The organism is Bradyrhizobium sp. SYSU BS000235 (assembly GCF_049747295.1).
In the GTDB taxonomy this organism is placed as follows: domain Bacteria; phylum Pseudomonadota; class Alphaproteobacteria; order Rhizobiales; family Xanthobacteraceae; genus Afipia.
Genome location: NZ_JBMHJM010000001.1, coordinates 2,471,588 through 2,496,604, shown reverse-complemented (window position 1 = coordinate 2,496,604; position 25,017 = coordinate 2,471,588). Strand labels below are relative to the sequence as shown.

At 60.8% G+C, this 25,017-nt stretch carries 29 protein-coding genes; 18 read left to right on the top strand and 11 right to left on the bottom strand.

Translation table 11 applies throughout. The features are described from left to right. The first annotated feature begins 22 nt into the window (after nt 1-22). Nucleotides 23-550, top strand: a complete 528-nt coding sequence (locus ACP0KA_RS11695) for an N-acetyltransferase family protein (protein WP_424628955.1) — start codon at nt 23-25, stop codon at nt 548-550. A gap of 165 nt (nt 551-715) precedes the next feature. Here ACP0KA_RS11695 and ACP0KA_RS11690 read toward each other — a convergent pair whose 3' ends face one another. From ACP0KA_RS11690 to acnA, 3 genes are all read right to left on the bottom strand, one after another. Then, on the bottom strand, nt 716-1,087 hold the full coding sequence (locus tag ACP0KA_RS11690; RefSeq protein WP_424628954.1) for a DUF2794 domain-containing protein: 372 nt from the start codon (nt 1,085-1,087) through the stop codon (nt 716-718). Between the two features lie 584 nt (nt 1,088-1,671). Beyond that, the gene (locus ACP0KA_RS11685; RefSeq protein ID WP_424628953.1) at nt 1,672-2,370 is read right to left on the bottom strand and encodes a DUF1223 domain-containing protein; all 699 of its coding nucleotides are present in this window, start codon (nt 2,368-2,370) and stop codon (nt 1,672-1,674) included. A gap of 198 nt (nt 2,371-2,568) precedes the next feature. Next, nucleotides 2,569-5,289, bottom strand: coding sequence for an aconitate hydratase AcnA (acnA, locus tag ACP0KA_RS11680; protein WP_424628952.1), 2,721 nt, complete (start codon nt 5,287-5,289; stop codon nt 2,569-2,571). Nucleotides 5,290-5,529: 240 nt separating this feature from the next. Between acnA and ccmA the strand changes: the two genes are divergently transcribed. From ccmA to ACP0KA_RS11655, 5 genes are all read left to right on the top strand, one after another. Next, nucleotides 5,530-6,129 carry a heme ABC exporter ATP-binding protein CcmA gene (gene ccmA / locus ACP0KA_RS11675; RefSeq protein WP_424628951.1) on the top strand — a complete coding sequence of 200 codons (600 nt, stop codon included), beginning with the start codon at nt 5,530-5,532 and terminating at the stop codon, nt 6,127-6,129. Continuing rightward, nucleotides 6,126-6,794: a heme exporter protein CcmB gene (ccmB, locus tag ACP0KA_RS11670; protein ID WP_424628950.1), complete on the top strand. Its 669-nt coding sequence runs from the start codon at nt 6,126-6,128 to the stop codon at nt 6,792-6,794. The genes ccmA and ccmB overlap by 4 nt, the downstream gene beginning before the upstream one ends. 94 nt (nt 6,795-6,888) lie before the next feature. Further along, the gene (locus ACP0KA_RS11665; protein WP_424628949.1) at nt 6,889-7,620 is read left to right on the top strand and encodes a heme ABC transporter permease; all 732 of its coding nucleotides are present in this window, start codon (nt 6,889-6,891) and stop codon (nt 7,618-7,620) included. 4 nt (nt 7,621-7,624) lie between these two features. After that, the gene (gene ccmD, locus ACP0KA_RS11660) at nt 7,625-7,804 is read left to right on the top strand and encodes a heme exporter protein CcmD (RefSeq protein ID WP_424628948.1); all 180 of its coding nucleotides are present in this window, start codon (nt 7,625-7,627) and stop codon (nt 7,802-7,804) included. Continuing rightward, nucleotides 7,801-8,394, top strand: a complete 594-nt coding sequence (locus tag ACP0KA_RS11655; RefSeq protein WP_424628947.1) for a DsbE family thiol:disulfide interchange protein — start codon at nt 7,801-7,803, stop codon at nt 8,392-8,394. Before ccmD ends, ACP0KA_RS11655 begins: the two co-directional genes overlap by 4 nt. A gap of 93 nt (nt 8,395-8,487) precedes the next feature. On the opposite strand, the gene ACP0KA_RS11650 is transcribed toward ACP0KA_RS11655, so the two are convergent. Continuing rightward, nucleotides 8,488-9,090 carry a septation protein A gene (locus ACP0KA_RS11650; RefSeq protein ID WP_424631564.1) on the bottom strand — a complete coding sequence of 201 codons (603 nt, stop codon included), beginning with the start codon at nt 9,088-9,090 and terminating at the stop codon, nt 8,488-8,490. 27 nt (nt 9,091-9,117) lie between these two features. Continuing rightward, nucleotides 9,118-10,065 (bottom strand): signal recognition particle-docking protein FtsY, encoded by a 948-nt coding sequence (gene ftsY, locus ACP0KA_RS11645; RefSeq protein ID WP_424628946.1) that lies wholly within the window; start codon nt 10,063-10,065, stop codon nt 9,118-9,120. 51 nt (nt 10,066-10,116) lie between these two features. On the opposite strand from ftsY, the gene ACP0KA_RS11640 reads away from it, so the two are divergent. Further along, nucleotides 10,117-10,851 carry an RluA family pseudouridine synthase gene (locus ACP0KA_RS11640; RefSeq protein ID WP_424628945.1) on the top strand — a complete coding sequence of 245 codons (735 nt, stop codon included), beginning with the start codon at nt 10,117-10,119 and terminating at the stop codon, nt 10,849-10,851. Here the strand turns inward: ACP0KA_RS11640 and mtaB are convergent. Both mtaB and dapF read right to left on the bottom strand, forming a co-directional pair. Further along, the gene (gene mtaB / locus ACP0KA_RS11635; RefSeq protein WP_424628944.1) at nt 10,840-12,111 is read right to left on the bottom strand and encodes a tRNA (N(6)-L-threonylcarbamoyladenosine(37)-C(2))-methylthiotransferase MtaB; all 1,272 of its coding nucleotides are present in this window, start codon (nt 12,109-12,111) and stop codon (nt 10,840-10,842) included. The genes ACP0KA_RS11640 and mtaB overlap by 12 nt on opposite strands. A 1-nt stretch (nt 12,112) precedes the next feature. Continuing rightward, the gene (gene dapF / locus ACP0KA_RS11630) at nt 12,113-12,985 is read right to left on the bottom strand and encodes a diaminopimelate epimerase (RefSeq protein WP_424628943.1); all 873 of its coding nucleotides are present in this window, start codon (nt 12,983-12,985) and stop codon (nt 12,113-12,115) included. Nucleotides 12,986-13,229: 244 nt separating this feature from the next. Between dapF and ACP0KA_RS11625 the strand changes: the two genes are divergently transcribed. Continuing rightward, a complete protein-coding gene (locus ACP0KA_RS11625) occupies nt 13,230-14,048 on the top strand; it encodes a GyrI-like domain-containing protein (protein ID WP_424628942.1) in 819 nt (272 codons plus the stop codon). Nucleotides 14,049-14,065: 17 nt separating this feature from the next. Then, nucleotides 14,066-14,767 (top strand): SIMPL domain-containing protein, encoded by a 702-nt coding sequence (locus ACP0KA_RS11620; RefSeq protein ID WP_424628941.1) that lies wholly within the window; start codon nt 14,066-14,068, stop codon nt 14,765-14,767. A 7-nt stretch (nt 14,768-14,774) separates the two neighbouring features. Here ACP0KA_RS11620 and ACP0KA_RS11615 read toward each other — a convergent pair whose 3' ends face one another. Further along, complete coding sequence (locus ACP0KA_RS11615; RefSeq protein WP_424628940.1) at nt 14,775-15,833, bottom strand: MBL fold metallo-hydrolase; 1,059 nt, start codon at nt 15,831-15,833, stop codon at nt 14,775-14,777. A gap of 438 nt (nt 15,834-16,271) precedes the next feature. Between ACP0KA_RS11615 and ffh the strand changes: the two genes are divergently transcribed. From ffh to rplS, 5 genes are all read left to right on the top strand, one after another. Beyond that, nucleotides 16,272-17,786, top strand: a complete 1,515-nt coding sequence (gene ffh / locus ACP0KA_RS11610) for a signal recognition particle protein (RefSeq protein ID WP_424628939.1) — start codon at nt 16,272-16,274, stop codon at nt 17,784-17,786. A gap of 42 nt (nt 17,787-17,828) precedes the next feature. Continuing rightward, on the top strand, nt 17,829-18,161 hold the full coding sequence (gene rpsP, locus ACP0KA_RS11605) for a 30S ribosomal protein S16 (protein ID WP_424628938.1): 333 nt from the start codon (nt 17,829-17,831) through the stop codon (nt 18,159-18,161). A 12-nt stretch (nt 18,162-18,173) separates the two neighbouring features. Then, entirely contained in the window at nt 18,174-18,701 is a 528-nt protein-coding gene (gene rimM / locus ACP0KA_RS11600) for a ribosome maturation factor RimM (protein WP_424628937.1), read from the top strand. 21 nt (nt 18,702-18,722) lie between these two features. Further along, the gene (gene trmD, locus ACP0KA_RS11595; RefSeq protein WP_424628936.1) at nt 18,723-19,451 is read left to right on the top strand and encodes a tRNA (guanosine(37)-N1)-methyltransferase TrmD; all 729 of its coding nucleotides are present in this window, start codon (nt 18,723-18,725) and stop codon (nt 19,449-19,451) included. Between the two features lie 103 nt (nt 19,452-19,554). After that, nucleotides 19,555-19,941 (top strand): 50S ribosomal protein L19, encoded by a 387-nt coding sequence (rplS, locus tag ACP0KA_RS11590; protein ID WP_424628935.1) that lies wholly within the window; start codon nt 19,555-19,557, stop codon nt 19,939-19,941. An 82-nt stretch (nt 19,942-20,023) separates the two neighbouring features. On the opposite strand, the gene ACP0KA_RS11585 is transcribed toward rplS, so the two are convergent. Beyond that, nucleotides 20,024-20,437, bottom strand: a complete 414-nt coding sequence (locus tag ACP0KA_RS11585; RefSeq protein ID WP_424628934.1) for a VOC family protein — start codon at nt 20,435-20,437, stop codon at nt 20,024-20,026. A gap of 123 nt (nt 20,438-20,560) precedes the next feature. On the opposite strand from ACP0KA_RS11585, the gene leuC reads away from it, so the two are divergent. Beyond that, a complete protein-coding gene (leuC, locus tag ACP0KA_RS11580) occupies nt 20,561-21,973 on the top strand; it encodes a 3-isopropylmalate dehydratase large subunit (protein WP_424628933.1) in 1,413 nt (470 codons plus the stop codon). Nucleotides 21,974-22,086: 113 nt separating this feature from the next. Here leuC and ACP0KA_RS11575 read toward each other — a convergent pair whose 3' ends face one another. Beyond that, complete coding sequence (locus tag ACP0KA_RS11575) at nt 22,087-22,446, bottom strand: hypothetical protein (protein WP_424628932.1); 360 nt, start codon at nt 22,444-22,446, stop codon at nt 22,087-22,089. Nucleotides 22,447-22,626: 180 nt separating this feature from the next. On the opposite strand from ACP0KA_RS11575, the gene ACP0KA_RS11570 reads away from it, so the two are divergent. After that, nucleotides 22,627-22,929 carry a hypothetical protein gene (locus ACP0KA_RS11570; protein WP_424628931.1) on the top strand — a complete coding sequence of 101 codons (303 nt, stop codon included), beginning with the start codon at nt 22,627-22,629 and terminating at the stop codon, nt 22,927-22,929. Between the two features lie 190 nt (nt 22,930-23,119). On the opposite strand, the gene ACP0KA_RS11565 is transcribed toward ACP0KA_RS11570, so the two are convergent. After that, nucleotides 23,120-23,452 carry a hypothetical protein gene (locus ACP0KA_RS11565; protein ID WP_424628930.1) on the bottom strand — a complete coding sequence of 111 codons (333 nt, stop codon included), beginning with the start codon at nt 23,450-23,452 and terminating at the stop codon, nt 23,120-23,122. Between the two features lie 134 nt (nt 23,453-23,586). Here ACP0KA_RS11565 and ACP0KA_RS11560 point away from each other — a divergent pair, with 134 nt between their 5' ends. Both ACP0KA_RS11560 and leuD read left to right on the top strand, forming a co-directional pair. Continuing rightward, nucleotides 23,587-23,985 carry a metallopeptidase family protein gene (locus tag ACP0KA_RS11560; RefSeq protein WP_424628929.1) on the top strand — a complete coding sequence of 133 codons (399 nt, stop codon included), beginning with the start codon at nt 23,587-23,589 and terminating at the stop codon, nt 23,983-23,985. Nucleotides 23,986-24,369: 384 nt separating this feature from the next. Beyond that, nucleotides 24,370-24,975, top strand: coding sequence for a 3-isopropylmalate dehydratase small subunit (gene leuD / locus ACP0KA_RS11555; protein WP_424628928.1), 606 nt, complete (start codon nt 24,370-24,372; stop codon nt 24,973-24,975). Nucleotides 24,976-25,017: the final 42 nt, after the last annotated feature.

The window sequence follows — 25,017 nt, the reverse complement described above, 5'->3', positions numbered from 1 at the left end:
ACTACAAAATTAAGCTGCCCGCATGTCGAATCCCGCGATCCGATCCGCCGCTCCGGCGGATATCCCTGCCATCACCCGCATCTATGACCACGAGGTCCGCACCGGCACCGCGACCTTCGAACTGACCCCTCCGGATGTCGCTGAAATGACCCGGCGCTTCACGTCGCTTCAGGAAGCAGGCTTTCCCTATCTCGTGGCGACGCTCGAGGGACACGTGGTGGGCTATGCCTATGCGGGGCCTTATCGCCCCCGGCCTGCCTACCGCTTCACCGTGGAAAATTCCGTCTATCTGGCGCCTGCAAGCCATCGGCGCGGCATTGGAACGGCCTTGATGATCGAGCTGATCGCGCAGTCGGAGGCGCGAGGTTATCGCCAAATGATCGCGGTCATTGGCGACTCCGCGAATGCAGCCTCCGTCGCCCTGCACACCCGGACAGGATTCCAGATGATCGGCACGCACCCGGATGTTGGGTTCAAGTTCGGGCGGTGGCTCGATACGGTGATGATGCAACGCGCGCTGGGGGCCGGCGCCACCACCGTTCCGGCCTAGCGCCGCGGATTTGAAATTCTTCCGTGTGAAGTCCCAAGCGCGATGAAGGACTTCAAATCCAAAAGCGGCACCAGGATTATAGACTTGCCGGTGTCCCTTTGATTCCGAAGTCCGCATCCGGGCACGCCGCGCGTCTGTGCGAACTTCCGAATCGGGACACCAGGCTCACACCAGTGCCAGCTTGCGGTCAATGACCAGCAGCACGCGTTCCAGTTCGTGACCCCGGCGGAGAATTTGTCCACTGGCCGCGATCACGCTGTAAGCACCCTGCTTGCGCGCCAGGCGCGGGTCTTTCTCGATGCGATAGATCGGCACTTCCGAAGCTCGGCGGAAAATCGAAAACACCGCCCGGTCCTTCAGAAAGTCGATGGCGTAGTCACGCCATTCACCGTCGGCGACCATGCGCCCGTAGAGGTTGAGGATGCGATTCAGTTCGAGGCGGTTGAACGTGACATTCTGGGGCGGGAGCGGTGTGGTGCTGCTGCGCTCCTGCCCCCGGGTCTCGCTTGGGTCTGTATCCCCTGATATCGGATTCATCGGCGCCTCCTGTCACTTAACCGACATAGTCCTCCGGTCTGCCGGGACCTGCAAGCTTGAAATAGCCATTGGAACAGCGAGTGGAGTGGATTTGACATTCGCGATTCACCGGGCCGCAGGTAAGCGAATGTCAAACTCCAAACTCGAAACTTACAATTTCTAGTGGTCCTGCGATTCCAACATTCGCAAGAGGTGCCTGCGGTAACAGGATGCGAATGCTAAAATCGGACCACGAGGCTGCTCAACGAGTTATCACACGCAAGTTAGTCGAAATCATAATGCTGCCTGAATTCGGCCCATACGCCGCCGTGCTGGGCTGCGAATAACACTGCACTGCGTTGACCCGGTCCTTTTGGCACCGGATTCCTCAGCCCCCAGCCCCCCGGGGTCGATAGGATCGGGTCTAATTCGCAGTCAGGTAGATCCCCAATCCTTCCGGCCAGCGAAAGCTGGCCTTTTTTGTTGGCAGGCCAATCGTCCTCGCCTTGCTTTGCATAGGAAAGAATTCACCGAAGCTGTTGCAGGTAACAGCCTGCTGCCCAGGCCACTTGCAGCCTCGCGCTCACGACTGAAAAATTTCTGATTTAGTTAAGGGAGGTAAAGGCCGCGCCGAGCATCGGTCCGGGCTTGTCGCGATTGCCGTCCTGAACGTACACGGCGGCGGCATCGACGCCATCACGCGCGATGTTCTCGATCGGCACGCTCCAGCTATTCGCGCTGCCGTTCCAGTCGCCGACCTTCAGCATATTCCGTACCACGTTGTGATACGTGATCTGATGTCCGCGGTTTTCACCCTTCGCGATTGTAATCGGAACCGCCTTCGACACCGCGCAGATCCAAACTTCACCGCTTCGACCCGCGGTATCCGAGGCCGCGACCGATACGTTGATTTGCTTACCAGACCTCGTCATCGTCACAGGCACCGACATCGCACCATCGACGCCCTTTGTCCGGCTGACTGCAGTTTCAATACCGGCCTTGTCACTGCCAAGGACGTTCGCAGAGCCGTTGACGATGGCCTGCGGCGTATAGACACCACGATCGCCTCGGACGTGCGAATAAGCTTTTTGACGCGCGCTGAAACGAGAGTCCGCCAGCGTGTCCTTCCAACCGAGATAGTCCCAGTAATCGATCGGCAAACTCAATGCGATGACAGAGGGATCCTTGCTGAGATCACCCAGAACCTTGTCTGCAGGGGGACATGAGGAGCACCCTTGCGAGGTAAACAGTTCAACCACCGCACGCGGTTCTGCTCCAGCAGGCGTAACCGCGGCAAAAACCATACAGACTCCAAGCAGACACGACAGCTGGGCAAGTTTGCCCGCCGCTTTCGCATCAGCACTGGAATCCCGATAAGCCACGTCGCATCCTATTTTGACTCAGTTGCCTTACGAAGAAGGCGGCCCTGTGATAGGCCGCCTTCCCTTAAGCTTCTACTCACGTCGCAGTGAGCCCGTTCACGGTTGCGTTGGCAAGCCCTATTACGCGGCCAGCTTGCGCAGCACGTAATGCAGGATGCCGCCGTTGCGGTAATATTCGAGCTCGTCGAGCGTATCGATGCGGCAAAGCAGCGAAACATTCTTCAGCGAACCGCCGGCATCGACGATTTCCGCCGTCAGCTTCTGCCGCGGCCGGAGATCGCCCTGAAGGCCGCGAATGGTGACCTTTTCGTCGCCCTTCAAGCCGATCGACTGCCACGACGCTCCGTCTTCGAAGGTCAGCGGCAACACGCCCATGCCCACCAGGTTCGAACGATGGATGCGTTCGAAGCTTTGGGCAATCACTGCGCGGACGCCGAGCAGACGCGTGCCCTTGGCCGCCCAGTCGCGCGACGATCCATTGCCGTATTCCGCACCTGCGAACACCACGAGCGGCACCTGCTCCTCCTGGTACTTCATCGCGGCATCGTAGATCGACATCTGTTCGCCGTCGGGCCAGTGCTTGGTCAAGCCGCCTTCCGGAATGTTTCCGTCAGCGCCCTGCAGCATGTGGTTCTTGATGCGGATGTTGGCGAACGTCCCGCGCATCATCACTTCGTGGTTGCCGCGCCGCGTGCCGTACTGGTTGAAGTCGGCCGGCCGCACCTGATGCTCGGAGAGATACTTGCCTGCCGGCGAGGTCAGCTTGATCGAACCTGCCGGTGAGATGTGGTCGGTGGTGATCTTGTCACCGAACATGGCAAGGATGCGTGCCTCGACGATATCGGTCGTCGGCTCGGGCTCCATCTTCATGCCTTCGAAGTAGGGTGGATTCTGCACATACGTCGAGCTCATGTTCCACTTGTAAGTGTCGCTCGTCGTGGTCTTGATCTTGCGCCAGTTGGTGTCGCCCTTGAACACATCGGCGTACTTCTTCTTGAAGATCGTCGAGGTGACGTACTTCTTGATGAAGGCGTTGATTTCCGTCGACGTCGGCCAGATGTCCTTGAGATAGACCGGCTTGCCGTCCTTGCCGGTGCCGATCGGATCCGTGTCGAGATTCTTCGTCACCGTGCCGGCAAGCGCATGAGCCACCACGAGCGGCGGCGAGGCGAGATAGTTGGCCTGGACGTCCGGCGACACGCGGCCTTCGAAGTTGCGGTTACCCGACAGCACGGCAGCGGCCACGATGCCATTGTCATTGATCGTCTTCGAAATTTCTTCCGGCAGCGGACCGGAGTTGCCGATGCAGGTGGTGCAGCCGAAGCCGACGAGGTTGAAGCCAACCGCGTCGAGATCCTTCTGCAGACCGGAATTCGCCAGATACTCGGCGACCACCTGGCTGCCCGGAGCGAGCGACGTCTTCACCCAAGGCTTGGCTTTCAGGCCCTTGGCTGCAGCCTTGCGGGCCAGCAATCCAGCGGCGATCAGAACGCTTGGGTTCGAGGTGTTGGTGCAGGAGGTGATCGCAGCGATCACCACGTCACCGTGGCCCAAGTCATGCGTGCGGCCTTCGACGGCGAAGCGCTGATCGTGATCGTTTGGCTTCTTGTACTCATTGGTGAGTGCGGTTTCGAAACCGCTTGCGACGGATTCCAGTGCCACACGGCCTTCCGGACGCTTCGGACCGGCGAGTGAAGGTTGCACGTCCTTCAAGTCGAGCACGAGGGTCTCGGTGAAGACCGGGTCCTTACTGGCGGACGTGCGGAACAGGCCCTGCGCCTTGGCATATTTTTCAACCAAGGCGACACGCGCTGCCGCACGGCCCGATGTCTTGAGATAGTCGAGCGCTGCCTTGTCCACCGGGAAGAAGCCGCAGGTGGCACCGTATTCCGGAGCCATGTTGCCGATCGTCGCCTTGTCGGCGACCGAGAGGAAATCGAGGCCGGGGCCATAGAATTCGACAAACTTGCCGACCACGCCGAGCTTGCGCAGCATCTGGGTGACGGTGAGCACGAGGTCGGTGGAGGTCACGCCCTCGCGGAGTTTGCCCTTGAGCTTGAAGCCAACCACGTCGGGCAGCAGCATCGAGAGCGGCTGGCCGAGCATCGCGGCTTCTGCTTCGATGCCGCCGACGCCCCAGCCGAGCACGGCAAGGCCGTTGACCATGGTGGTGTGCGAATCGGTGCCGACCAGCGAATCGGGATAGGCCACTTCGAAGGTGCCGGTCTTCTTGCCGACCTTGAGCTTCTCTTTCTTGGTCCAGACGGTCTGGGCCAGGTATTCGAGATTGACTTGGTGGCAGATACCTGTGCCGGGCGGCACCACGGAGAAGTTCGAAAACGCCTTCTGGCCCCACTTCAGGAATTCATAACGTTCCTGGTTCTGCTTGTATTCTTCCGCGACGTTCTTCCCGAAGGCCTTGTTGTCCCCGAAGAAGTTCACGATCACCGAGTGGTCGATCACCAGATCGACCGGCACCAGCGGGTTGATCTTTTCGGCATCGCCGCCGAGGGCCTTCATCGCGTTGCGCATGGCGGCCAGATCGACCACGGCCGGCACGCCGGTGAAGTCCTGCATCAGCACGCGGGCCGGACGGAATGCGATTTCATGCTCGAGAGTCTTCTTCCGGGCCCACTGCGAGAAGGCGACGATGTCGGCCTTCTTGACCGTGCGGTCATCCTCGTTGCGGAGCATGTTTTCGAGCAGCACCTTCATCGAGTAAGGCAGCTTCGAAATACCCTTGAGGCCGTTCTTTTCGGCGGTGGGCAGGCTGTAATAAACGTATGTTTTCGCGCCAACCTTGAGGGTTTTCTGGCATTTGAAGCTATCGAGCGAGGGCATGTGAGCGATCCCGATTCAGAAGTTGGAGACACCCGATGAAAGGTATCGAGATACCGTCCGAGGCAGAGTAAATGGGGCTGGACCGGGCGGTCTGCAGGGGTTGATTGTGTGCTGCATCAAGTTCCGGTTTTATAGAATCTTTCCAGTCTGTCCACCACACACGCTATGGATTGTCTGCTCATCTCGTCTGCGTTCGCCCAGACGCCGACCCTTCTCCATTGAGGTCATTGGTTCCGCACTATGAGGCTATCGGGGCGCGGTTTGAGATGTGTGCGAGGTGGGCGCGAGATCTTCGCAGATCTCGATTTTACGGTGGCCGCCGGAGAGGCGCTTGCCGTGGTTGGCCCGAACGGTGCGGGCAAATCCTCTCTGCTGCGGATGATCGCGGGTCTTCTGCAGATTGCCGACGGCAGCATCAGCCTCGAGGGCGGCGAGCAGGAACTCACAGTGGCCGAGCAAGTCCACTATCTCGGTCACCGGGACGCGCTGAAGCCGTCTCTCACCGTGCTGGAAAATCTCGATTTCTGGCGTGATTTTCTCGGCGGTGAGGCGGCCGGCTCACGTGCGAGCCTTGAAGCGGTCGGGCTTGCCCATGCCGCCCATCTGCCCGCGGCCTATTTGTCCGCCGGCCAACGCAAGCGGCTGTCGATCGCGCGGCTCCTCGTCGTCAAACGTCCGGTCTGGCTGCTCGATGAACCCACCACGGCCCTCGACACCAGCGGCCAGGCGATGATCGCGGGAGTGATGGCCAGTCACCAGCAGACCGGCGGCCTGATCGTGGCCGCCACCCATGTCGAACTCGATGCCGCGCGCCAACTCCGGATCGGAGGCGCCACATGACGGCGTTGGCCGCCCTGATTCGCCGCGATATCCGGATCGCGCTCCGCGCCGGCGGCGGTGCGCTGATCGGCGTGTTGTTCTTCGTCACCGTTGTGGTGGTGATGCCTTTCGCGCTTGGGCCGGATCTGGCGCTCTTGAAGCGCATCGGCCCGGCGATTCTCTGGCTCGGCGCCATGCTGGCGAGCCTTTTGACCCTCGACCGCCTGTTTACCGCAGACCAGGATGACGGCTCGCTCGACGTCATCGCCATGAGTCGCACGCCGCTGGAGCTGACATGCGCCGCCAAGGCCATTGCGCACTGGCTCGCTGCCGGCATTCCGCTGATCGTTGCGACGCCTTTGGCCGGAATTCTGCTGAATCTGGACGCGCAAGCAACGTTCGCTGTCATGTTGACGCTGCTGGTGGGAACACCGGCCCTGACCTTTATCGGCATGATCGGGGCCGGGCTCGCGGTCACGCTACGACGGGGCGGCCTTTTGCTCGCGGTGGTCGTGTTGCCATTGTCGATTCCCGTCTTGATCTTCGGGGTCGCAGCGTCGAACGCCGCCATCAGCGGCTCAGCACCGTTCGGCACGCCGTTTTCGATCCTTTGCGCCTTGTCTCTTGTCAGTTTCGTGGTCGGGCCATTCGCCGCGGCGGCCAGCCTGCGACAGGGGCTGGATTGATGTCACATGACGCCGCTATCAACTCTTGCGGAGGCACCAGCGGCATCATCGGGATGCATTGCGTGCCACACTCGTCACGATTATCAGGAACGCTATGAAGCTGATCGACCTTGCTAATCCGACACGGTTCCTTGCTCTGACGGAACGCGTGTTGCCATGGCTGTCCGCCCTGACGGCGATCCTGCTGGCCATCGGCCTCTATCAGTCAGCGCTCGCACCCGACGATTATCAGCAAGGCGCGACGGTGAAGATCATGTTCATCCACGTCCCGAACGCGTGGCTGTCGATGTTCGTCTGGGGCGTGATGAGCATCGCCGCGCTCGGCACGCTGGTTTGGCGGCATCCCCTTGCCGACGTCGCGGCCAAGGCCGCGGCCCCCATCGGGGCGTCTTTCACATTTCTTGCGCTCGTCACCGGATCGCTATGGGGCCGGCCCATGTGGGGCACCTATTGGGAGTGGGATGCCCGGCTGACTTCGGTCTTGATCCTGTTTCTCATGTACCTCGGCATCATGGCGCTCTGGCGCGCAGTGGAAGACCCGTCGCGCGCGGCACGGGCAGCTGCGATTCTGACGCTGGTCGGAGCCATCAACATTCCGATCATCAAGTTCTCGGTCGACTGGTGGAATACGCTGCATCAGGGCGCGTCGGTGATCCGCATGGGTGGGTCGACCCTGGACCGCGCGTTTCTCATTCCGTTGCTGATCATGGCTGTGGCATTTTCATTTTTGTTCCTGACATTGCATCTCGCAGCGATGCGCAACGAGGTATTGAGGCGGCGTGTGCGGTCGCTGCAGATGATGCAAGCCAGCAAGCAGGGCGCCTGATCTCATGTCGCTCGGTCCCTATGCATCATTCATCGTCACGTCTTACGGACTTGTGGCATTCGTCGTCGTAGCGCTGATTGTTTGGATCGCCCTCGACTTCCGCCAGCAGAAGCAGGCGTTGCGCAATCTCGAAGCCAGCGGCGTGACGCGCCGCTCGGCGCAACGATCCGGCGAATCATCATGAGCACCGACACGCCCTCCACACGTCAGCCACGGCGGTCATGGTTGGTGGCCCTGCCGCTGATCGTCTTCGCACTGCTCGCCGGCCTGTTCTGGTTCAGGCTCGGCTCCGGCGATCCTTCGCGCATTCCTTCGGCCTTGATCGGCCACCCCGCTCCGCAGACCAGCCTGCCTGGCCTGCAGGGACTGACGGCCGATGGCGCGCAGGTGCCGGGGCTCGATCCGGCCTCGTTCAAGGGACAGGTCAGCGTCGTCAACGTCTGGGCCTCGTGGTGCGTGCCGTGTCATGACGAAGCCCCGCTTCTGCTGCAGCTGGCGCAGGACAAGCGCATTAAAGTCATCGGCATCAACTACAAGGACGCCGACGACAACGCCCGCCGTTTCCTCGGCCGCTACGGCAATCCCTTCAACGCGGTTGGCGTAGATGCCAATGGCCGCGCCGCGATCGAATGGGGCGTCTACGGCGTCCCCGAAACGTTCGTGATCGGACGTGACGGCACCATCGTCTACAAGCTGATCGGTCCGATCACGCCGGACAACATCAAAGGCGTCCTGAAGACCGAGATCGAGAAGGCGCTGAACGCCCGCTCGTGAGTGCACCCATTTGCCTCACAAGCAAAAACGCACCGGTCATGCCGGTGCGTTTTTGTTTGTTCTGACCATGAGCCGGAGAAGTGGGGTTAAAACTCAACCCTTGCTGATGTCGCCGCGCTCGATATCGCTCGCCTCGTCCGTCGCCGGCTCGAGATGGTAGCGCTTGATCAGCGGCGTCTGCAGCATCGCGAAGATCACCGTAATTGGAATCACGCCGAACGCCTTGAACGCGACCCAGAAATCGGTGGTCTGCGTCCGCCAGATGATTTCATTGAGCACCGCCATGCCTGCAAAGAAGATCATCCAGCGGATGGTCAAAAGTCGCCACCCCGTCGGCGTCAGATTGAACATCTGATCGAACATGACGGCGATGAAGGACCGTCCCAGCAGTAGTCCGGTGCCAAGCGTCCCGGCAAACAGCCCATAGATGATCGTCGGCTTGACTTTAATGAAGGTCTCGTCGTGCAGCACCAGCGTCAGGCCGCCGAACACCAGCACGATCACCGCTGTCACGATGGCCATCAACGGCACATGGCGCGTCACCACATAAGACGCGATGATTGCGGCGACCACCGCGACCATGAACGCGCCCGTGGCGACGAACAATCCAAACTTCGCATTCGCTCCGAAGAAGATCAGCAAGGGGCCAAGTTCAGTGGCCAGCTTGAACAGCGGATGCGGCGCGGATTTTTCCAAATCGGACTTTTCCAAGTCGGCTATCCTTTAGTTTTCGCGTCCCGCGATGGCGCGGGCGAAGTCAAGAGCGGTAAACGGCGCAAGATCATCGACACCTTCGCCGACACCGATGAAATGGACCGGAAGTTTGTATTTGGCCGACAGCGCGACGAGAATGCCGCCGCGCGCGGTGCCGTCGAGCTTGGTCATCACGAGGCCGGTGACACCAGCCGTCTTGTGAAATGCATCGACCTGCGACAATGCGTTCTGGCCGACGGTGGCATCGAGCACCAGCAGCACGGCGTGCGGTGCCGACGCGTCCACTTTCTTGATGACGCGTACGACCTTTTCGAGCTCGATCATCAGCTCGGTCTTGTTTTGCAGCCGGCCAGCCGTATCGATCAATAAAACGTCACGAGCGTCAGCCTTCGCGGCTTCAATCGCCTCAAAGGCAAGACTTGCAGAATCCGATCCCTGCGCGCGCGCAATCACCGGCGACTTCGTGCGCTCACCCCAGACCTTCAACTGCTCGATGGCCGCGGCGCGGAACGTATCCCCTGCGGCCAGCATGACCTTGCGGCCCTCCGCGGAGAACTTGGCAGCGAGCTTGCCGATCGTCGTGGTCTTGCCGGAACCGTTGACACCCACCACGAGAATGACGAACGGCTTCTGGCTCGCATCGATCTCCAGCGGCTTCGCAACGGGCGCGAGAACCTTTTCCACCTCGGCGGCAACAATCGCGGTTACATCGTCGGCCGAGACCGACTTGTCATAACGTCCCTTGCCTACCGCTTCCGCGATGCGCGCGGCAACGTCGGTTCCAAGATCGGCGCGCAGCAGGACATCCTCGATGTCCTCGATCATCGCGCCGTCGAGCTTTCGCTTGGTGACGAGATCCGCCACGGCGCTGCCGATCGAACTCGACGTTCGCTTCAATCCGGCGGACAGGCGCCGCCACCAGCTTTGCTTCGGTTGGTCTTGTGTACTGTCGCTCATGGGAAGGGTGTGTTACCCGGTTCGGACATCAAACGAAAGCCGCCTGCAAAAATGGATACGCCACAACCGACACCAGACGAAATCCTCTCCCGCGTGCTTCATCGCGACGGGCTGATGCTGGTGATCGACAAGCCGGCGGGTATTCCGGTGCATCGCGGCCCCAAAGGCGGCCCGAATCTGGAGGCCTCATTCGACGCTCTGCGCTACGGTCTGCCGCGCCCGCCGGTTCTCGTGCACCGTCTTGATCGCGACACCTCGGGTTGTCTCGTCCTGGGACGCCACCGCAAGGCGACTGCGTCCCTCAATCTCCTGTTCAAGCACAGCAAGGTTTCCAAGACCTACTGGGCCGTGGTGGAAGGGGGACCTAGCTCGGACGAGGGTGAAATCGACATTGCGCTCGGCCGGCTCAATGAAGAACGAGGATGGTGGCAAAAGCCTGACCCGAACGGGTTTCCGTCGCTGACCAAATGGAAGGTTCTCGGGCGTGGCAACGGCATGACATGGCTCGCCATGGAGCCGATTACCGGACGCACCCATCAATTGCGCGTGCATTGTGCAGCCAGCGGCTGGCCCATCGTCGGTGACAATATTTACGGCAACGGTCCGCGCTTCGGCGAACCCACTCTGCATCTGCACGCACGCGAAATCGTGATTCCGCTCTCGAAGAACAAACCGCCTGTGCGGGTGGCAGCCCCCGCACCCGCTCATCTTCACGAACGGCTGCGCGCCTGCGGATGGACGGGCAATGAAGCCTCCACCCAAGAAGCAGGGGTTTCAGCCGAATAGCCGCGCACCGTCGTGACCGGCTATTTTCAAGGTACAGACTGATCCCGGCGCAAAACCTTTGATGGCGACCGGCACAAAGTGTTCGGTGCGGCCTTGAGTTCCACTTTCGATCAGCACCTGCCGTGTCGCGCCTGTTTCCGCATCGAGCCTCCGGCGCAAAGCGGCGTCACCGGTTGCCCGTAAGCGCTTTGCCCGATCCTTGATGGCGCGACCATCGACCTGCGGCATCCGTGCGGCCGGCGTGCCGGGGCGCGGCGAATAGGGGAACACGTGCAGAAACGTCAGATCGCATTCCTCGACGAGAGTCTGCGAGCGCGTAAACATCTCTTCGGTCTCGGTCGGAAAACCCGCGATGATATCAGCGCCGAATGCCATCTCGGGCCGCAACCGGCGCACCTGCCGGCAAAATTCAACCGCGTCCGCACGCGAGTGACGCCGCTTCATGCGTTTCAGGACGAGATCGTCGCCAGCCTGAAGGGACAGATGCAAATGCGGCATCAATCGTTCATCGCCGGCGATCACGTCGAGGAGGTCACGATCAACCTCGATGGAATCGATCGAGGAGATGCGCAGCCTCTTCAAATCGGGAACATGCTTGAGAATCTGCTTCGTCAGCGTCCCGAGCTTGGGTGCGCCCGGCAAGTCGGCGCCATAACTCGTCAGATCGACACCGGTCAGGACGATCTCGGCGTGCCCGGCATCAACGAGCGTGCGAATCTGATCGACCACCACGCCCATAGCCAGAGAACGCGAATTCCCGCGTCCATAAGGAATGATGCAGAACGTGCAGCGATGGTCGCAGCCGTTCTGAACCTGCACGAACACGCGCGGCAGACCGGTGTGAAATCCGTCGACCAAATGCGGTGCCATCTCGGTGACCGCCATGATGTCGGCCACGGCGATCTTCCGCTCCGCTGACATGTCCCCAGGCGTCGGCGCCTCGAACATCGCACGGGTGGCACGCCATGCTTCGCTGCGCATCTTGTCGTCATTGCCGAGCACGCGATCGACTTCGCTCATCCCGGCAAACATCTGCGCCTGGGTCTGCGCGGCACATCCCGTCACGATAATTCGCGCATCCGGCTGTTCACGGCGCAGCTTGCGGATGGTCTGGCGGGCCTGCGCCACCGCTTCATTGGTCACGGCACAAGTATTGATGACAATGGCGTCGCCGATGCCCGCCCCCTCGGCCTCACGCTTGATCACCTCCGATTCGAAGGCATTCAAACGGCATCCAAATGTGACGACATCGACCGTCATCTCAAGCGACGTTGGCGAACAATGCAGGATCGAAGCGGCCCTCGAACTCGAATGCCGCTGGACCAGTCATCAGGACATGATCATCGCTCTCGCGCCATTCGATCGTGAGCTCACCGCCCGGCAACGTCATATGCACCGTCCGCCCGGTACGGCGCAGGCGCGCGGCGGCCACGGCGGTGGCGCAAGCCGCCGAACCACAGGCCTTGGTCAAACCGGCCCCACGCTCCCATGTACGCATGACGATGTGTTCGCGATCGACAATCTGCGCGAGGGTGATGTTGGCCCGATCGGGAAAGATCGGGTGATTCTCAAGCAACGGTCCGAAACGCTCAAGATCATAGGCGTAGATGTCATCCACCCAGAAGATCGCATGCGGATTACCCATGCTGACCACGGACGGCGTGTGCAACACCGGCGCATCGATGGGGCCGATCTGCAACTCAATGGAACGGGTGTCGCGGAATTCTTCCGCCAGCGGGATATCCTGCCAGCCGAATTTCGGCGGTCCCATATCGACCGTGAAAAGGCCGGGCGATGGCCCCTGCCAACAGTTCAAGACGCCGGCTCGCGTCTCAAACGTCAGCGCATCCTTGCCCGTTTCTGCGAACACCTGCCGCGCCACGCAGCGCATACCGTTGCCGCAGGCGGCAGCTTCGGAGCCGTCATTATTATAAATTCGGATAAAGGCGTTGGTGCCTTGCGTGCGCGGGGCGTGCAACACCATCAATTGGTCGTAAGGCACACCCGAGGGCGATGCGATCGCGCGGGCTTCTTCGGGCGTAATTTTGCCCGCCGAATCACGCAGATCGACAACGACGATCTCGTTACCGATACCGTTCATCTTAGCGAAGCTGTGATTGGCGAGGGCGCTCATGGTGGTGTCCTATGCCCGGTGGATAAGATCGCAAGTCGCTTAGAACGATGCAAAACGAGGCAAAGTCAGATCGGGCACTGGTGTATATGGCGAATACGGATGGAATTGGCCAGAGCCGTGGCGTCAGACTATGGCCCCACTTTGCCCGCATGCCGTCGGAAGACGGAGCGAAGTGGTTCGTGGTAACATCCACGCAGCCGCTTGCGATGAATAATTATGTTTTTGCGCTGATGGAGACCGCTACATGAACAATGCCCGCGTTTTGATCCTGGTGGTCATGGCGGCCGTCGTGGCAGCAGCGGTGTGGTCCGATTTTCCGGGGAGCCTCGCGCAGTCGCCGCCCCCACCGGCCAGTTCGCCGGCGAGCCCAGCACCAACCACCCCGGCGCAAACAACGCCTCCCGTAGCCGCACCTGCACCGGCACAAACGCCACCGCCACCACCAGCGGCGACACCCGCAGTCCCGGCCGCGCCGCCTGCGCCGACAGCCGAGACCCCCGCCCCGGTCGCGCCGCCCGCGACGGCGCAAACGCCTGCAACCCCGCCCGCCGCTCCACCCCCTGCTGCGGAAGCGCCCCCGGCGACCACCGCGCCAAAGTCCGCAGATCCATTCGGCGAAGAACAAACCCTGACGGCAAAGAAAGTGCTGATGCTCAAGAGCTCAGCCACCTGGGATTCGGCGTTTGAGACGATTGTCGGCTCGCTGAAATCGCTTTCTACATTTTTGGACAAGCAGAACATCAAGCCTGCCGGATCTGTCATCATTGTCTACACGTCAACCGACGATAACGGCTTCACCTATCAGGCTGAAATTCCGGTCGATCAGGATCCAAAGAACCTCACCAAGGGAATGAGCATCGGCACGTCACCCGAAGGCCCGACGCTGAAGTTCGTTCATCGCGGATCCTACGACAACATGGACAACACCTACGAAGCGATTACCAATTATCTCGACGAGAAAAAGCTCGAGGCCAAAGATACGTTCATTGAGGAGTATGTGACCGATCCGTTGAATACAACGGAGGACAAGCTCATCATCAACGTGTTCGTGCCGCTCAAGTGAACACCCGGAGTCCTAGAATGCGTGCCCGTTCCGCCATCATCGCAATCGCTCTTGCCTGCACGGCCTCATCAGCGTTCGGACAAAATGCGCCGCCAACAATTACGGTCAATGGCGAAGCGACGATTTCAGTGCCGCCCGATGTCGCGCAGATCGACAGCGGTGTCACAACCGAAGCCAAGACCGCACGCGAAGCGAGCGACGCCAACAACAAGGCGATGAACGGCGTGCTGCTCTCGTTGAAGAACGCAGGCATCGCGGAAAAGGACATCCAGACGTCTCGCCTGTCGCTGTCGCCGCAGAGCGCTGCAAGCCGCAACGCCAACGCGCCGTTTCAGATCGTCGGCTACCGCGCCAGCAATCGTGTGACAGTGACGATCCGCGACATCACCAAGGTTGCTGAAACCATCGACGTACTGGTGGGATCCGGTGCCAACGAAATCAGCGGGATCAGCTTCCTGGTCTCGAAAGCGTCGAAATTGCTCGATGAAGCGCGCGTCGAGGCGATCGGCGACGCACGGCGGAAAGCTGAAATCTACGCGCGCGCCGCCGAGGTCTCGGTCGGCGTACCATTAAGTATCTCGGAAGAAAGCACGCCCGGCCCGATTCCCTATCGCAAGATGGCCGCCGGAGTTTCGGCCGCGGCTCCCGTGGCGCAAGGCGAAGAAACTCTGCGTGTGACCGTCAGCGTGTCATATGAGTTGAAGTCTAAAGCGCAGTAAAGCGTCACTAGATTTCGAACACCTGTCCCGGCTTCAGCGCGACGAATTTGTCGCGCGGCACCTTGGCGGCATCGAGTGCCACCGCAAGATCCTTCACCGGCGCATCGATTGCCTCGTCGGTGAGCTGAAACGTGCCGTGGTGATGCGCCAGCGCCACCGCGGCTCCGCAGTCACCCAGCGCTTTCACCGCATCGTCAGGGTTCATGTGCTGGTCACGCATGAACCAGCGCGGCTCATAGGCACCGATCGGCAGGATGGCCGCACGCAGCGGACCATGGGCATCGCGCACCCGGCGAAAATGCTTGCCGTCGCCATATCCGGAATCGCAGACGATGTAGAGTTTGCCCGCCGGCGTCTCCAACACGAAACTCGCCCACAGCGCCTTGTTGCGATCGAACACTCCGCGTGCAGTCCAGTGCCGCGTCGCCACCAGCGTGACCGAGACCCCGTTTCCAAGCTCAGTCCGCTCATTCCAGTCAAAGGCCTCGGCCCGGATTGCACTGTCGTAGGATTTCATCGTGACGTCATTGCCGAGCGGCGTGATGACACGCGGGGAAAATTTCGCCGCCAGCTTCGAAAGCGTGGCGATATCGAGATGATCGTAGTGGCCGTGCGAGACCAGCACCGCATCGATGGCCGGCAGCTTGTCGAACGGTATGCCCGGCTCATTGACGCGCTTTGGTCCCGCGAACGTGAACGGCGAACAGCGGTCCGACCACACCGGGTCGATCAGCAGATTGAGCCCCGCGGTCTGAATCAGCCAACTCGCGTGACCGACATAGGAAAAGCGCACCTTGTCGCCCGTGACCCGCGGAGGGGGTACATCCGAATGGCCGCTGGGCGCCTTTTCGGGCCATTTGGCCGACTTCTTGGTGAGCTGCCAGCGCAGCACCTCCCAGAACTGCCGCGGCGGCGCCCCGTCAGGGTCGAAAAACTGAGTTCCGTCAAAGTGATCGGAGGGAGGACCGGCATAGGTTTTCATGCGGGAAATCCAGACAGAGGGCAGCCCCACGGCGACGGCGGCGCCGGCAAGCAGGCCAAAAACACGGCGGCGGGTAACTTTCATGGGTCCCTAGTGTGGCGGCTCTGACGTTCCTTCCAGGTTTGCTGCGCACTCTTCGAAGGAACGTCAGAGCCGAAAGCCACACTAGGGTTTTGTATTTGCTAGTGTTCCTTTGGTTCTGACATTCGTAAAGTGCCTGCTGCGAATTCATACGAATGTCAGAACCGGAACACTAGGGCCCGAATGGCAGGTATTATGCGAGGTAAGGTTCCCGGATCTGTCCCGCAATTCGACGGGAAGCCCCATCTTTCGGACTTTTCTTGACTTTTCCGCCTTCGGGGGCTTTAACCGCCGCAATTCTCGGAAAGAGTTTCTTTTCGACCCGCCGACCGGTGCTGGATGCCGGAGGCCAACGCCCGACAGCGCTGTGCGCCCTCGGGCGTAAATGTGTTTGGAAATTCTGCTCCATTCCGGGGCTGAACAACAGGATACGGCGCAGCGATGTTCGACAATCTGTCGGAAAAGCTTGGCGGAATTCTTGATCGGCTGACCCGGCGCGGCGCGCTGACGGAAGCCGACGTTGATGCCGCTATGCGCGAGGTCCGCCGCGCGCTGCTCGAGGCGGACGTGGCGCTCGAAGTGGTGCGCTCGTTCACTGACAAGGTCCGCGAGCAAGCCATCGGCGCAACGGTCGTCAAGTCGGTGACCCCGGGCCAGATGGTCGTGAAGATCGTCCACGACCAGCTCGTGGATACGCTCGGCTCCGACGGCCAGCAGATCGACCTCAACGCCCCGGCGCCGATCCCGATCATGATGGTCGGCCTGCAGGGCTCCGGTAAAACCACCACCACCGCGAAGCTTGCGCGCCGGATGACCCAGCGCGACAAGAAAAAAGTTCTAATGGCGTCGCTGGACGTCTATCGCCCGGCAGCGCAGGAACAGCTCGCCGTGCTCGGCCGCGATCTTGCGATCGATACACTGCCTATCGTCGCAGGACAGATGCCGACGCAGATCGCACAACGCGCGCTGCAGGCCGGCAAGCTGGGCGGCTACGACGTTGTGCTGCTGGATACCGCCGGCCGCACCACCCTCGACGAAGAGATGATGACGGAAGCGGCGCAGGTCAAAGCGGCCGCCAACCCGCATGAAGTTCTCCTGGTCGCGGATTCGCTGACCGGTCAGGACGCGGTGAATTTGGCCCGCGCCTTCGACAGCCGCGTCAATCTCACCGGCATCGTGCTGACCCGCGTCGACGGTGACGGACGCGGCGGCGCTGCGCTCTCGATGCGCGCCGTCACCGGCAAGCCGATCAAGCTGATCGGTACCGGTGAAAAGACCGATGCCCTCGAAGATTTCCATCCCTCGCGCATCGCTGGCCGCATTCTCGGCATGGGCGACGTGGTCTCGCTCGTCGAAAAGGCGGCTGCGCATATCGACGCAGAGAAAGCTGCGCGCGTCGCCGAGAAAATGCGCAAGGGCAAGTTCGATCTTGCCGATCTTCGCGAGCAGCTGACGCAGATGCAGAACATGGGCGGCATTGGCGGCCTGATGGGCATGATGCCCGGCATCGCCAAGATGAAGAACCAGCTCGCGGCTGCCAATCTCGACGAAAAGATCGTGAAGCGTCAGATCGCCGTGATCGATTCGATGACGCGCGAAGAGCGCCGCAATCCTGACGTCCTCAAAGCCAGCCGCAAAAAGCGCATCGCCGCCGGCGCCGGCCTCAAGGTCGAGGAAGTCAACAAGCTGCTGAAGATGCACCGGAACATGGCCGACATGATGAAGGCCATGGGTCAGGGAAAGCGCGGCCCGCTGGCGGGCATGGCGCAGATGATGGGCTTTGGCGGCGGCGGCATGCCGTCGGCCGAAGCGATGAAACAGCTCGCAGAGAAGATGCCCGGCGGCATTCCGCAAGGCGCGCCTTCGCTGCCGAAAGATTTTCCCGGTCTACCAGGCTTAGGGAAACCCACATTGCCTGGCCTCGGCGGTTTCCCGGGCCTCGGCAAGAAAAAATAATCCGCTTTTTTTGAACAGACGAACACACCAACGGAGAAGAGAATGTCAGTTGTGATCCGCCTCGCTCGCGCAGGCACCAAGAAGCGCCCTGTGTACCATGTCGTCGTCGCCGACTCGCGCTTTCCGCGCGATGGCCGCTTCATCGAGCGTCTCGGCCACTTCAATCCGCTGCTGCCGAAGGACAGCGAGCTGCGTCTGAAGCTCGACATGGACAAGGTCAAGGCCTGGATGGCCAAGGGTGCACAGCCATCCGACCGCGTGATGCGTTTCCTCGACGCGGCCGGCGTTGCCAAGCGCACCACGCGCAACAACCCGGAAAAGGCTGTGCCGCGCAAGGAGCGCAAGGCGAACGCCGAAGCTGCGGCCAAGGGCTAATCGCGGTCCCGCGTGACACAAGCGGCGCTGATCTGCGTTGCAAAAATCGGCGCCGCGCACGGAGTGCGCGGCGAGGTGAAGCTATGGCCATTCACCGAAGACCCGATGGCGGTCGTCGACTACGGCCCGCTGTCGACCAAAGACGGCGCGCGTCAATTTGAAGTGGTGCACGCCCGCATCGCCAAGGATCATCTCGTGGCGACACTCAAGGGCGTGACAACACGCAACGACGCCGAGAGGATCAACGGTATCGAACTCTACATCCCCCGTGACAGACTGCCCGAGACCGAGGAAGGCGAGTATTATCACGCCGACCTGATTGGGCTGCAGGCCATCGATGCCAAGGGCGGCAATATCGGCAAGGTGCTTGCCATCCATAATTTCGGTGCCGGCGACATTATCGAGATCGCGCCCGCACAAGGCCCGACACTCTTGCTGCCATTCAATGACACCGTCGTGCCGACGGTCGACCTTGCAAATGGCCACGTCGTGGTCGAGCTTCCGCATGAAATCGAAGGCGACAGTCCGCAGGAGGCCTGAGCCAAGCTGGAGCCCCTGACCATGTGGCACGCCACGGTCCTTACCCTGTTTCCGGAGATGTTTCCCGGACCGCTCGGCATCAGCCTGGCCGGCCGTGCGCTGGCATCCGGCCTCTGGGGGTTGGACGCGCGAGATATCCGAACCGCAGCCACGGACCGCCACCGTAGCGTTGACGATACGCCCGCGGGTGGCGGGCCTGGGATGGTGCTGCGGGCCGACGTGCTGGCCGCGGCCATCGACGCCGCTGACATTTCACCAGATCGGCCCAAACTGCTGATGAGCCCCCGCGGTCGGCCATTGACCCAGTCGCGAGTCGGCGAGCTGGCGGCAGGGCCCGGCCCTCTGATCGTGTGTGGCCGGTTCGAGGGGATCGACCAGCGGGTGATCGACGCCCGGGAACTCGAGGAGGTCTCGATCGGTGACTATGTCCTGTCCGGCGGCGAAATCGCGGCAATGGCCTTGATCGACGCCTGCGTGCGGCTCCTGCCGGGCGTCATGGGCAAGCTAGCCTCCGGAACCGATGAGAGTTTTTCCAACGGACTACTCGAATACCCTCAATATACCCGCCCGCAGGTCTTCGAGGGCCGGACGGTTCCCGATGTCCTGGTGTCCGGCGACCATGCCAAAATCGACGTCTGGCGGCAAAACGAGGCGGAAGCGCTGACCCGGGCCCGGCGGCCGGACCTCTGGGCCGCCTACCAAAACCGAATCGACCTCGCCCGGTCACGAAAAAGCACGACGAAAGGGTGACAACCCCTTCTCTTTCGCGTATACGACGCGCCAATCCGTGCACGTGCTGGATACGAATTTCCCGCGCAGCCCCCTTCGGGCGCGCCGCCGATGGAGTTTTGCGATGGACCTCATTCAACAGCTCAACCAAGAGCAGCTCGACAAGCTTTCCGCCGGAAAGACGATTCCGGACTTCGGACCGGGCGACACGATCATCGTGAACGTCAAGGTCAAGGAAGGCGAGCGTACGCGCGTGCAGGCCTATGAAGGCGTCTGCATCGGTCGCAGCGGCGGTGGCATCAACGAGAGCTTTACCGTGCGCAAGATTTCCTACGGCGAAGGCGTGGAGCGTGTGTTCCCGATCTACTCGCCGAACATCGACTCGATCAAGGTCGTCCGTCGCGGCAAGGTGCGTCGCGCCAAGCTGTATTATCTGCGTGGTCTGCGCGGCAAGTCGGCGCGCATCGTCGAGAAGCAGGACAATCGTCAGGCCGCGGCTGCAGCCGAGTAATCGCTGAAAAATTCGAGAATGCAAAAAGCGCGGCTCTGCCGCGCTTTTTTGTTTGATCATTCTTGTTTGAAAAGACGTCGCGCTATTTTTGCGACAAAGGTCCGTTCATGATCCAGCGGTGACCGAACGGATCGCGGATGATCGCCGTGCGCGTCCCCCAGAACGAGTGGGTGGGCGTCAGCTCTCCCTTCGCACCAAGCTTGGTCGCGCGCGCGAACACCGAATCCACCTCATCTGCTGTCGCGAATTCGAGACTGACCGACATGGTCACCGGCTCTCCCGGGATGGGCGTGCGGGAAGTTCCGAATTCGGGAAAGGCGTCGGCGACGAAGAGCGAGGCGCCGTTGATTTCCAGCTCACAATGCATGATCCGCATGCCATCGAGCGCAGGCATCAGCGCCTTCTGTCTCGCGTCAAAGGCAGCGGTGTAGAAGGTAATGGCCCCGGCAGCGGGCGAAACCGTCAGGTAAGGTGCAACCGGCGGGCGTGCGGACATTGTGCGGCCTTGGATCAGCGATTATCACATTAGAATACTTTTACCTTCGGGTTTAAGCGAGTAAAAAGCCACACCAAATTGGCGCCGCAAGCGCATCACGCACACCACCGGACGACCCTGAAAATGGCAAAACCGACCACCCTGTACGACAAGATCTGGAACGATCATCTGGTTGACGAGCAGCCCGACGGCACCTGCCTGCTCTACATCGATCGGCATCTTGTGCATGAGGTGACGTCGCCGCAGGCGTTCGAGGGGCTACGCGCCACCGGCCGCAAGGTCCGTGCACCGAACAAGACGCTCGCCGTGGTCGATCACAACGTCCCGACCACCGACCGCTCCAAGCCTAATCCCGATCCGGAAAGCGCCGAGCAGATCGCCGCGCTGGCCGAGAACGCCCGCGAGTTCGGGGTCGAGTATTTCAACGAATACGACAAGCGTCAGGGCATCGTACACGTGATCGGCCCGGAGCAGGGCTTCACCCTGCCCGGCACCACGATTGTGTGCGGCGACAGCCACACCTCCACGCATGGCGCATTCGGCGCGCTGGCGCACGGCATCGGCACCTCCGAAGTCGAGCACGTGCTCGCCACGCAGACGCTGATCCAGAAGAAGGCCAAGAACATGCGCGCAACCGTCGACGGCAAGCTGCCGGACGGCGTGACCGCGAAAGACATCATCCTGGCCATCATCGGCGAGATCGGCACTGCAGGCGGCACCGGCTATGTGCTGGAGTACGCCGGCGATGCGATCCGCGCGTTGACGATGGAAGGCCGTATGACGGTCTGCAACATGTCGATCGAAGGCGGCGCACGCGCCGGCCTGATTGCACCCGACGAGAAGGCCTACGAATTCCTCAAAGGCCGCCCGATGTCTCCGACCGGAGCCGCGTGGGATGCGGCGATCCGTTACTGGGATACGCTGCGCACGGATGAGGGTGCCCATTTCGACGCGGAAATCCGCCTCGATGCCGCCAAGCTGCCTCCCATTGTGACGTGGGGCACCTCGCCGGAAGACGTGGCGTCGATCACCGGCTTTGTGCCGGACCCTGCGAAGATCGCAGATGAAGCCAAGCGTCTCTCGAAGCAGCGCGCCCTTGACTATATGGGCCTGACGGCCGGCACGAAGATTGCCGACATCAAGCTCGATCGCGTCTTCATCGGCTCATGCACCAACGGCCGCATCGAAGATCTGCGCGCGGCGGCAAAGATCGTCGCAGGTCACACCGTCAATGGCCACGTCAATGCGATGATCGTGCCGGGCTCCGGCCTGGTGAAGGAGCAAGCCGAGGCGGAAGGTCTCGACAAGATCTTCATCAAGGCCGGCTTCGAATGGCGAGAGCCGGGGTGCTCGATGTGCCTTGCGATGAATCCTGACAAGCTGGCGCCGGAAGAGCGCTGCGCGTCGACATCGAACCGCAACTTCGAAGGCCGTCAGGGCCATAAGGGCCGCACGCACCTTGTGTCGCCGGCGATGGCCGCTGCAGCCGCGATCGCAGGTCACTTCGTCGATATTCGCGAGTGGCCCTCGGCTTAAAAATTTTTGCTCAAAACTGGACGCAATAAAAAACAGGCGCTCTAACGAGCGCCTGTTTTGTTTTCAAAGCGTTTTCGAACGAAGCGTGAAGAAAACGCGTCAATTCTAAAACATCAGAAGCGGAAGCCGAACCCTGGTCCGTAGAAGCGCGGACCATAGCCGTATCCGTAATAGGGATAAGGCCGGTAATAATACGGGCGGTAGCCGTAATAGGGCCGGTAGTATCCGTACGGACGGTAATACGGGCGATAGTAGGGTCGATAATACGGACGGTAGTAGCGCCGATAGTGAGGACGATAATAGCGACGGTAACGGCGTGCGCTGATATCGGTCGCTTTCGTCTCGGTCAGTCTTGCGTCATAACCCGGCGACACTGTCGCAACTGGCGGTGCAGCGCTTGCAGGTACAACCGACGCCCAGGCGCCCAATGAAAGAGCCGCAGCAACGACTGCAGCTCCCACGAACTTCCTCATTTCAAGTCTCCTTCCGGTCTGTCTCAGCACATTCAAAACAACGCGACAGATAACGCACGTCGCCAATTTCCGTTCGCCCTGCTTGCCACGGCCGACGGGGCCCGCCGTGGCAGACCCTTACGCCTCACAGAGCTTCGCATTCCATACGGCCAATCAGATCCAGCGGCGATGGTGGTGGTGATGCCGATGCCATCCATGGTGGCGATGATGCCAGCCGTGATGACGATGCCAACGACGATGATGGTGCCAACGGCGGTGATGGTGATGACGGCGCCAGTGCACGGCCGTCGCCAGATCACCCGCATGCTGCGTTGTCGCGGCCGATGCAGGGTTGGCGAGCGACATCGCTTGAGCGCGGTCAGCCGGCATCGCAAATGCCATCAAACCAGCAACAATCGCAAAACCAAAAAACTTCTTGAGACTCATCTTGATCGTTCTCCCTTCAAGCAGCGCAGTCGTTGCAGGCTAGGAAAGGAGATCTGAATGCGACGTGAATGTTGCCGCCGCAATCATGAACGTCCGACATGGAATGTCGTCAAGCTTTCACACACATGAATCCATTGGAGCGGATTTGAAGCTTGTATCGTCTGTGAAAGAGCCGAGCGGAATTTTGGAGAACGGCGACAAGAAACGCCGCACACGTTCACGCGAAAATTGATTTGCCCCGTGGGCGTCAACCGCTCCAGTAGCAGCGCATGCGCGGCACGATGACGGTGCCGCTCGGCCGATACTCTTGCTCGTACCAGTCGTTGCAGATCCGCACAGAATTGGGGCCGGGATACCTTGAGCTGGATCCACCGTAAATCGGAACGCGGCGGGTACGCCGAAGCACTTTACGGCTCTGCGCTGAAAACTCCTCGGCCGTCAGCTTCGTGACGGTGCCGGACACTCCTTCGCCAGCCGGTGCCGCGCGGGCCCCAGTGGGCACAGCCAAAACCAGACCGGCCAAGACAACCCCTGCCAAGGCCGTCCCAAATATGATCGATGTCCGTGACCGCGTCATCATGCGTCTTCCTGTCCCATCGGCACTGGATGGAGCCGGAAACTCTCCGATTGCGACGTTCGCGTCAACTCCGGGACAACCATCGCGGAAGGTTTCAGCCTCTGGACTTCCCTCGCAAGCCTTTTAAACAAGACTGCATGTGGTCTTCAGCCAAGTCCCCGACCCTCGCTGAGATGGAAACCATGGCGCACGAGGCCTTCGCGCGGCTGCCGAAGCATTTTCGCGACCTGTGCGAAGGGCTGATCATTCAGGTGGACGACTTTCCGTCCGACGACGTGCTGCGCGAAATGAAGGCTGAGAGCGAATTTGACCTGCTCGGCCTGTTTCAAGGCGTCGGCCTGCCGTTCCGCAGCGACAGCGACGTCGCTCCGATGCCGAACATGATTTGGCTCTACCGCCGTCCCATCCTGGATTACTGGGCAGAGCACGACGAAACCCTCGGCCACATCGTGACCCACGTGCTGGTGCACGAGATCGGCCACCATTTCGGGCTGTCCGACGACGATATGGAAGCGATTGAAGAGGCCGCGGGCTAACTAACCCGCGTCACAGCCGGCGCGGTCGGAACGCCGTGCTTTTGCGGATCGGAGGCGAGACGGGTCACAGGATTTTACTGCGCTGTTGCCCAGTTTCTGACGCTCGCAGACGCCCCCGACAATAACCGCAGCAGCGATACAGTCGCGCGCATCCTTGAACATGCAGACCGGATTGTCCCGATCAAGGTCACGCCGGCACCAGATATCGGCACTCGCCCCTGAAACCGAGAGCAAAACAACGGTTCCAGCGGCGAAAACAGCCCAACTTCCCCGAAAAAGCTTTCGCCCCATGACCATAGCAAAATCCTTATCGGCTTTAGCTTGACGGCAATGATGATATATCTATGAAAACAGGCGAAACCGCAGCTGGTTCACGGGATAAACATGGACAAATTCACCACCCTCGAAGGTGTTGCCGCACCCCTGAAGATCATCAATGTCGACACCGACATGATCATTCCGAAGCAATACCTCAAGACCATCAAGCGCACCGGTCTCGGCAAGGGCCTGTTTTCCGAACAGCGCTACAAGGACGATGGCAGCGAGAATCCGGATTTCGTCCTCAACAAGACGGCCTACCGCAAGGCCAAGATTCTGGTGGCCGGCGACAATTTCGGCTGCGGTTCGAGCCGTGAGCACGCGCCGTGGGCACTCGGCGACTTCGGCATCCGCTGCGTCATCTCGACGTCGTTCGGCGACATTTTCTACAACAACTGCTTCAAGAACGGCATCCTGCCGATCCGTGTATCGCAGGAAACCCTCGACAAGCTGTTCGATGACGCCGATCGCGGCGCCAACGCAACGCTGACGGTCGATCTTGAGAAGCAGGAAATCCGCGGTCCCGACGGCGGCACCGTCACGTTCGAGATCGATCCGTTCCGCAAGCACTGCCTGCTCAACGGTCTCGATGACATCGGGCTGACAATGGAAAAGAGCAAGTCGATCGACGTGTTCGAGACGAAGGAACGGGCCGAGCGGCCTTGGCTCTAGTACCCGCTTTCCGAAGTTCGTAACACGTCGCAGCACCCGCTT